This window comes from Halobacillus sp. BBL2006, from assembly GCF_000786645.1.
Lineage (GTDB): Bacteria > Bacillota > Bacilli > Bacillales > Halobacillaceae > Halobacillus.
Genome location: NZ_JRNX01000374.1, coordinates 1 through 8,257 on the forward strand (window position 1 = coordinate 1; position 8,257 = coordinate 8,257).

Annotated in this window: 7 protein-coding genes; all 7 read left to right on the forward strand. The window is 45.8% G+C overall.

The features are described from left to right. The first annotated feature begins 767 nt into the window (after positions 1-767). Positions 768-1,682 (forward strand): DMT family transporter, encoded by a 915-nt coding sequence (locus LD39_RS11640; protein WP_035546568.1) that lies wholly within the window; start codon positions 768-770, stop codon positions 1,680-1,682. Between the two features lie 307 nt (positions 1,683-1,989). Beyond that, positions 1,990-3,255, forward strand: a complete 1,266-nt coding sequence (locus tag LD39_RS11645) for a M48 family metallopeptidase (protein WP_035546553.1) — start codon at positions 1,990-1,992, stop codon at positions 3,253-3,255. A gap of 168 nt (positions 3,256-3,423) precedes the next feature. Further along, positions 3,424-4,788 carry a sigma-54-dependent Fis family transcriptional regulator gene (locus LD39_RS11650; protein ID WP_035546555.1) on the forward strand — a complete coding sequence of 455 codons (1,365 nt, stop codon included), beginning with the start codon at positions 3,424-3,426 and terminating at the stop codon, positions 4,786-4,788. Positions 4,789-5,007: 219 nt separating this feature from the next. Then, the gene (locus LD39_RS11655) at positions 5,008-5,703 is read left to right on the forward strand and encodes a CoA transferase subunit A (RefSeq protein ID WP_035546557.1); all 696 of its coding nucleotides are present in this window, start codon (positions 5,008-5,010) and stop codon (positions 5,701-5,703) included. A 17-nt stretch (positions 5,704-5,720) separates the two neighbouring features. Further along, complete coding sequence (locus LD39_RS11660; protein WP_035546559.1) at positions 5,721-6,395, forward strand: 3-oxoacid CoA-transferase subunit B; 675 nt, start codon at positions 5,721-5,723, stop codon at positions 6,393-6,395. Positions 6,396-6,408: 13 nt separating this feature from the next. Continuing rightward, positions 6,409-7,185: a 3-hydroxybutyrate dehydrogenase gene (locus LD39_RS11665; RefSeq protein WP_035546561.1), complete on the forward strand. Its 777-nt coding sequence runs from the start codon at positions 6,409-6,411 to the stop codon at positions 7,183-7,185. Between the two features lie 18 nt (positions 7,186-7,203). Continuing rightward, positions 7,204-8,257, forward strand: a 1,054-nt coding sequence (locus LD39_RS11670; RefSeq protein WP_035546564.1) for an acetyl-CoA C-acetyltransferase, incomplete at its 3' end; no start/stop codon positions are given.

Below are 8,257 nucleotides of genomic sequence, written 5' to 3' on the forward strand. Positions count from 1 at the left end.
TTTTATTATTTCTTTTAGTAAAACTTGTAATCCCCCCGAGAATCCTAACGAACAACTGCAGTACCGCACAAAACTCCCAAGGCGCGTAATTTTATAAACGCGCTTCCACCTTTGTAAAATGCTTCTACCATTAAAACTTGTAATAATCCCACGATCGTTAAACTAATATCCTCATATCCACTAAATAATTCCTTTTGAAAAGGAATTTCCGTTACTAAGAACCAGAATGAATCCACCTATTATTATTGAAAACCATATGGCTAGACTCTTAATTTCTAAATGATTCAATTGTTCGAAAATTGTCCCCCCAATTCTTTAAGACTTGAAACGGAGGTAGTTTAGATCCACTCTTATAAACCTCCTGATAAACATAGCACTGCACTATTCTATTTTTTTAGATGAAAAAAGGGCATTTTCATGCTAAAATTAGAAAAAATGTTAATAGTTACCATTTAAACTTTTATAAGGTTGCTATTGCCTACACCGTTTTCTGGAAAACCGATCAGGTTTCACTGTTTTAACCTTTATCCTCTGACCGTAAAGTTCCAAATGTCCTACTAGCCAGATCATATTCCGTGTGAAGAGTAGGCTTAATGCATGAAAAAATAAAAGAACTGCCATATTTATGCCTTCTAAAAAACATATGTTTGATTAAAAAAGTAAAGAAGATGGTTTGGCTCTTGAATTTCCATTATTACGTCCACTTTAGATTTCTAATAGAGGGATTAAATTTTTACCATCACTTATTTTTAGGAGGCATACAAACAATGAGGTCTGTGGGTGTAAGCTTAGTTATCCTTGCAGCTATATGCTGGGGTGTTAGTGGAGGGATTGCAGATATTTTAATGAACAAGGGCTGGGATCCTATTGTGATTTCCCTTTATCGAGGGATGATTGGCTTTGTGTGTTTTTTTGCATGGTTTCTTTTACGCTTTAAACAAAATTGGACCTCCTCTACTCGTTTATACATATGGTCCTTTTTGGCTGGGGTTGGTGTTGCTGGGAATTTCACTTTTTATTTTCTCACTATCCAAGCCTCAAGCGTAGCAGTTGCTTCTACTTTAATGTATACAGCACCGGTGTTTGTCCTTGTCATCTCTTTTTTATTACGAATAGAACGTTCGACTTGGTTTAAATGGGGATGCATACTCGGTGTACTTATGGGGATTATCATGCTTACAGGTGCCTACAATACCGATTCAATATCAGTGGGTCTTCTAGGGGTGGCATCCGGGCTTGGTGCCGGCCTTTCCTATGCATTATTTATATTCGGATTTAAAAACGCCTCTTCCATCGGAAAGCCACAGCCCACCTTAACCATCGCGTTCTTTTCATTTTGTCTCATCCTTTTGTTTATTGTGGACATTGATGAAGCTGCTAGTGTGGTAACGTCAAACGACATAGGCTGGCTTCTTTTATTGGGAATCCTGGGGGCTGGAATTTCGTTTATCATTTATGTGATTGGCATTCAGTGGACGGCCCCAACTACTGCTTCAATGGTCGCTATGGTTGAGCCGGTAACAGCTTCATTATTTGGCTTTTTACTTATCGGGGATCAATTGACCATCATTCAAATTCTAGGTATGGTGCTCATCCTGGTTACGGTTATCGTACTGAGCGTGAAGAAGCATCCTCACCCTCAAATAAAATACAGTCATCAAAGGAAAAAGAAGACCGTATAAATTACACGGACTTCTTTTTTTTAGAATTTTCTTTTTGCTGAAGGTTTTATTATATTTTTGGTGATCATGGAATTATAGTTGTATGTTTTACCAATAGTATTCATAAGTTCAATTATCTCGAATTCAGGTCCTCCCCAATCTTGCCCAATACTTAAAGGCTCGATTTCAAGATAGTTTGTTCAATTTAGTCATATATCAAAAGTCTTGTGGTAGGAATCGGCCAAAGCCGTGTAAAATTGAAGAAATCATTCTATAAATCAGGACAAGCACGTATACTAAGGGGTAGAAACACGGCGGAGGTGGAGACGTGAAGAAAAGATTCGTCACCTGGACACTCGTCCTTTTTTCACTATATGGGTTACTTTTAGGATTGTATCTTTTCCAGTGGGCTGATTTCGGTGTGCCTGAAGCCTATCAGGGGACAGCAGCGGATCCTGCAACGTTTATGACCGATCGGCAGCTGGAATTAAGTGAGGATTTTTCGAGGTATAAGGATTTCCTCTCGTTTGTGACGCAGCCGTTAGAATGGATCATTTATTTAGGTGTGATGATTTTTGGCGCTTCCCTTATCTTTCAACAATTCAGCGAACGGGTTTCGCGTTTTACGTTTATTCAAATTCCGCTTTATGTGCTGTTGCTTCAAACGGTGACAACAATCTTACTGTTTCCGTTTGATTACATAAGCCGGAGGTTGTCGTTAGCGTATGGCATCTCCACGCAAGGCTTTTCAAGCTGGATGAAGGACCAGCTGATCGGTTTTTGGATCGGGTTCATCATTATGGCTCTATTGATTACCGTCTTATATTGGCTGATCAAACGGTTTGAAAAGCGCTGGTGGCTGTACGCGTGGATGCTGCTCGTGCCGTTTCTCGTCTTTATGATGTTCATTCAGCCGGTCGTGATCGATCCATTGTATAACGACTTTACCGAGCTGCAGGATAAACAGCTGGAAGAAAAAATTCTCGGTCTTGCCAGTCAGGCCGATATTCCGGCAGAGCGCGTCTATGAAGTGAATATGTCTGAGAAAACCAACAGTATGAATGCTTATGTGAACGGCATCGGTTCAAATTTGAGGATCGTTTTATGGGATACCACATTGAACCGCCTGAAGGATAACGAAGTGCTGTTTATTATGGCGCATGAAATGGGTCACTATGTGATGCATCACTTGTACTTGAACCTTTTGGGGGTGGTTGTCTCCAGTTTCGTCGGTTTGTTCCTTGCTTACCATTTGATGCACTATGCCGTGAGAAAATGGGGAGACAAATGGAAGATTCGAAGCGTCTCGGACATCGCCGGACTTCCACTGCTTTTCATCATCTTGTCCCTGCTTTCATTCATCGCCAATCCCGTCGAGCTTGCGATATCAAGAAACGCAGAACAGTCAGCCGATGAATACGCCATCGAAATGACGAAAGATCCCAACGCTGCCGTAGGCTCGTTCCAGGAATTGACGGTCAATAGCCTGAATGAGGTCAACCCTCCTGCGCTCGTGAAATACTTGCAGTACGGCCACCCGACAATGATGGAACGCATCAACATGCTTGAGCAATATCAAGAACAAGAAGAATAACTGTGTGCTTACTTATTTTACCACCTCAGGTCATCCAGATTCTGGATGACCTGAGGTGGTTATTTATGTCATTCATCTAGCCCGTCTTTTGATCTCGTGATACACTTCAAAGTAGTTATGCAAACGTTACCATTAAGGATTTGAATTTTACTTGCAGGAGTGTGACTCATGCTTTCTATATTAGAGAATTACCGCGACAGCATTTTTGAGACGTTTTTCGGCAATGTGAATCTCTGTATCGTCATCGTCGATGAACAAGGCTACGTCTCCTACATGAATGACAGCTACTGTGATTTTTTAGGATTGGATAAAGAAAAAGTGATCGGCCAGCATGTGACAGAAGTGATTGAAAATACGCGAATGCACATCGTTGTAGAGAGCGGCAAGGAAGAAATCGCCGACCTTCAGCAAATTCGCGGGGATTTCATGATTGCGAACCGGATCCCGCTCCGCGCTGAGGGAGAAGTTGTCGGTGCGCTCGGAATGGTGTTGTTTCGGGATACAGAGGAATGGAAGGTTATGAATACGCACATTAAAGACCTCCTTCTTGAGCTGGAAGCGTATCGAAACCAGATGCAGCATCAAAACGGAGCCAGCTATTCGCTCCATGATATCGTCAGCAGCTCCCCTGACATTCTGGAATTGAAGCATAAAATTAAAAAGGTGGCCCATGGCGATGTTTCGGTCCTGATCCGGGGCGAGAGCGGCACAGGGAAGGAATTGTTCGCTCACAGCATCCATCATCTCAGCGAGCGAAGCACAAAGCCTTTTATCAAAGTCAATTGTGCGGCCATTCCGGAACACTTGCTGGAAGCGGAGCTGTTCGGCTATCAGGATGGTGCCTTTACTGGTGCGAAAAAGGGCGGCAAGCAAGGGAAATTCCAACTCGCGCATGGCGGCACGCTTTTTTTAGACGAAATCGGCGATATGCCGATGCATGCCCAGGTGAAAATCCTTCGTGCTCTACAGGAAGGGGAGGTCGAGGCGATTGGATCCGTGAAGCCGCAACAAGTCGATGTCCGGATTATCGCTGCGACGAATCAGCCATTAGAAAAGCTGATTGAAGACCAGCGCTTCCGCGAGGATCTCTTTTACCGGATCAACGTCGTCCAGGTTCAGGTGCCTCCGCTCCGCGAGCGTCCCGATGATATTCGGGTCCTATCCAAATATTTGCTGCAAAAGGTGAGCGACCGAATCGGGAAGCGGATCTATGAATTCGATCCTGAAGTCTATGACTTCTTCCAGCGCTATTCGTGGCCGGGCAATGTGAGAGAGCTTGAAAATGTGATCGAATCCGCCGTCCATTTAACCAATCATGATGTCATTCAAATCGATGATCTCCCTGAGCATATCCAGCCAGAGTCTAATTTCATAAACGAGAATCAAAATCTCAAAGAATTGCTGGAGAACACGGAGAAACAGGCCATTGAACGCATGTTAAAGAAGGCGGAAGGCGACAAAGCAACCGCAGCGAAGTGGCTCGGCATTGGAAAATCAAGTTTTTATGAAAAAGTGAAAAAATACAAGTTATGAACCATTCCACAAATCCGGAAACCATTCCGAGATGCTGGAATGGTTCTTTTTTATGTAGTTATGTAAGGGTTTTCATTACCTTGTGTTCAATTCTCAAAGCTATTTTCCAGAAATGCGGAAAATGGGAGCACATTTAATTTTCGAAATCCCGTCACAACTGAAACAGAAAGTTGGCACGCTTCTTGCGAGTATAGAAGAGTGGAAGGGGCGTGAACCAACATGAAAAAAATTCACTCATCATTTCATGAAGCCGTTAAAGATATTAAAGATCATTCCACCATCATGGTAGGAGGATTTGGACTCGTCGGAATCCCTGAAAATCTGATTCTTGCTCTCGTCGAATCGAACGTGAAGCATTTGACCGTGATTTCAAACAATTGCGGCGTCGATGATTGGGGACTCGGTTTACTTTTGAAAAATAAACAGATTGATAAAATGATCGGCTCCTATGTAGGAGAAAACAAAGAGTTTGAACGCCAGGTACTGGAAGGAGAACTGGAAGTCGAATTGACCCCACAAGGAACACTTGCGGAACGGATTCGTGCCGGCGGAGCAGGTATTCCGGCGTTTTATACTCCTGCAGGCGTCGGGACACCGATTGCGGAAGGCAAGGAAGTCCGAACGTTCGACGGAAAGGAATATCTGCTGCAAACCGCACTGACGGCAGACTTCAGCCTCGTCCGCGCGAAGCAAGGGGACCGCTACGGCAACCTCATCTACAATAAAACCGCGCAGAACTTCAATCCGATGATGGCCGCGGCAGGAAAGGTGACGATTGCGGAAGTGGAACAACTGGTCGACGCAGGAGAGCTTGATCCAGACCACATTCATACACCGGGCATTTATGTGCAAGGACTGATTGAAGGCGAGCAGGAAAAACGCATCGAACGTTTGACCGTAAAAAAACACGCTTAATAGAGGGGGTCATTGATATGGCAGTACAATTAGACAGAGCAGCAGTCAGGGAATTGATTGCGAAACGAGCGGAGCAGGAAATTGAAAGCGGTTACTATGTCAACTTAGGCATCGGCATGCCGACGATGGTGGCGAACTATATCAATCCGGAAAAAGAAGTCGTGCTTCAATCCGAGAATGGGTTGCTCGGCATCGGACGTTCTCCTTGTGAAGAAGAAGTCGATCCAGATTTGATCAATGCAGGAAAAGAGACGGTGACCGCTTCAATCAGTGCTTCTTATTGCAGCAGCGCAGAATCGTTCGCAATGATCCGCGGAGAACACTTGGATCTCGCGATTCTAGGCGGCATGGAAGTATCGAAGGACGGCAACTTAGCGAATTGGATGATTCCTGGGAAAATGATTAAAGGCATGGGCGGAGCGATGGACATCGTTCACGGGGCGAAAAAAATCGTTATCATCATGGATCATGTGAACAAATACGGCGATCCGAAAATTCTAAATGAATGCAGCCTGCCCCTGACTGGAAAAGGGGTGGTCGATCGTATCATTACCGACCGCGCCGTCATCGATGTAACGGAAGAAGGCTTGAAGCTCGTCGAAATCGTCGAGGGCTGGAGCGTTGAAGAAATTAAAGCATCAACGGAAGCTGATTTGATTATAAGTCCAGAATTGCTGGAGATTTCAAAGTAGGAAGGTGAACGAGATGGTAGAAAATAAAGTGGTGTTTATAACGGGAGCGGCAAGCGGAATCGGCTATGAGATTGGGGCTGAATTCGCTAAGCAGGGTGCGAAGGTTGCATTCAGCGATATCAACGAAGAAAAAGTGAAAGAAGCTGCGGAACAGCTGAACGATGAAGGTCATGACTGTATCGGTCTTGTCTGCGATGTGACCAAAGAGGAACAGATCCAGGGTGCGATCGATCAGACGGTGGAACGATACGGCCGTTTAGACGTACTGATCAACAACGCCGGTCTCCAGCATGTGGCGTCCATTGAAGAATTCCCGACGGAAAAATTCGAGTTGATCACGAAGATCATGCTTGTCGCTCCGTTTATGGCGACGAAGCATGTCTTCCCGATCATGAAAAAACAAGGCTTCGGCCGAATCATAAATATGGCTTCGATCAATGGATTAATCGGGTTTGCCGGAAAAGCCGCCTATAACAGTGCCAAGCATGGCGTCATCGGGTTGACGAAAGTGACGGCTCTTGAAGGCGCAGAAGACGGCATTACTGTCAACGCCATGTGCCCGGGCTATGTCGATACGCCGCTTGTGCGTAATCAGCTGGAGGATCTAGCCGCGAACCGTAACGTTTCGTTGGAAAAAGTATTGGAAGAAGTCATTTATCCATTAGTCCCGCAAAAACGTCTGTTGTCTGTTCAGGAAATCGCCGACTACACGTTGTTCCTTGCCAGCAATCAGGCGAGAGGCGTGACCGGTCAGGCGGTTGTCATCGATGGAGGCTATACGACTCAATAATAGAAAGGAAGAGAATCTATGAAACCTGTTTATCTATTAGAAGGCGCCCGTACCCCGTTTGGAAGTTTTGGAGGTTCATTGAAAGACGTCGACCCGACAACACTGGGGGTGACGGCAAGTAAAGCAGCGATCGAACGTAGTGGTGTCGAAGCAGACCAAATCGATTTTTCCGTGATGGGAAATGTGATTCACTCGTCTCAAAACGCTCCTTATTTAGCGAGGCATATCGCTTTGAATGCAGGACTGCCAACGACAAGTCCAGCCCTTGCGGTGAACCGTCTGTGCGGCTCTGGGCTTCAATCCGTCGTATCTGCGGCTCAGTCGATCCAACTTGGAGACGGAGAGCTCGCGCTTGCCGGGGGAGTCGACAGCATGAGCCTCGCTCCTTATGCCCTAAGAGGAAGTCGTTTTGGAACAAAGCTTGGTACACCGAAAGTGGACGATACGTTATGGGCGGCGCTGACCGATGAATATATCGGTGCCGGTATGGGCGTGACGGGTGAAAATCTAGCAGAAAAATACGAGATTTCCCGCGAAAGCCAGGATGAGTTCGCCACCCTGAGCCACCAGCGTGCTACGGAAGCTCGTATGTCCGGAAGGTTTGCTGAGGAAATCGTTCCGGTTGAAGTGAAAACACGGAAAGGCACCACGGTTGTCGATCAGGATGAACATATCCGCCCGGATACGACCCCTGAAGCGCTGGCGAAACTGAAGCCCGCCTTTAAGAAAGATGGAACGGTCACGGGAGGAAACGCGAGTGGCATCAATGATGGCGCGGGAGCCGTCGTGCTTGCGAGTGAGAATTTTGTAAACGCTCACAACAAACAGCCGATTGCGAAAATCCATTCCTGGTCCGTTGCTGGCGTTGACCCGAATGTGATGGGCATTGGGCCTGTTCCGGCCATTCTTCAGGCTCTGGAGAAAGCGGAACTTACGTTAGACGATATGGATCTCGTAGAGGTGAATGAAGCCTTTGCTGCTCAGTATTTAGCGGTAGAAAAAGAGCTTGGTCTCCCACGTGAGAAGGTAAACGTCAACGGCGGCGCGATTGCCCTTGGCCACCCGGTTGGCG

Bases quoted from the DNA above. Each gene is read 5' to 3' on its own strand.
- LD39_RS11665 (WP_035546561.1), top strand. From the start codon at position 6,409: ATGGTAGAAAATAAAGTGGTGTTTATAACGGGAGCGGCAAGCGGAATC.
- LD39_RS11650 (WP_035546555.1), top strand. From the start codon at position 3,424: ATGCTTTCTATATTAGAGAATTACCGCGACAGCATTTTTGAGACGTTT.
- LD39_RS11655 (WP_035546557.1), top strand. From the start codon at position 5,008: ATGAAAAAAATTCACTCATCATTTCATGAAGCCGTTAAAGATATTAAA.
- LD39_RS11660 (WP_035546559.1), top strand. From the start codon at position 5,721: ATGGCAGTACAATTAGACAGAGCAGCAGTCAGGGAATTGATTGCGAAA.
- LD39_RS11640 (WP_035546568.1), top strand. From the start codon at position 768: ATGAGGTCTGTGGGTGTAAGCTTAGTTATCCTTGCAGCTATATGCTGG.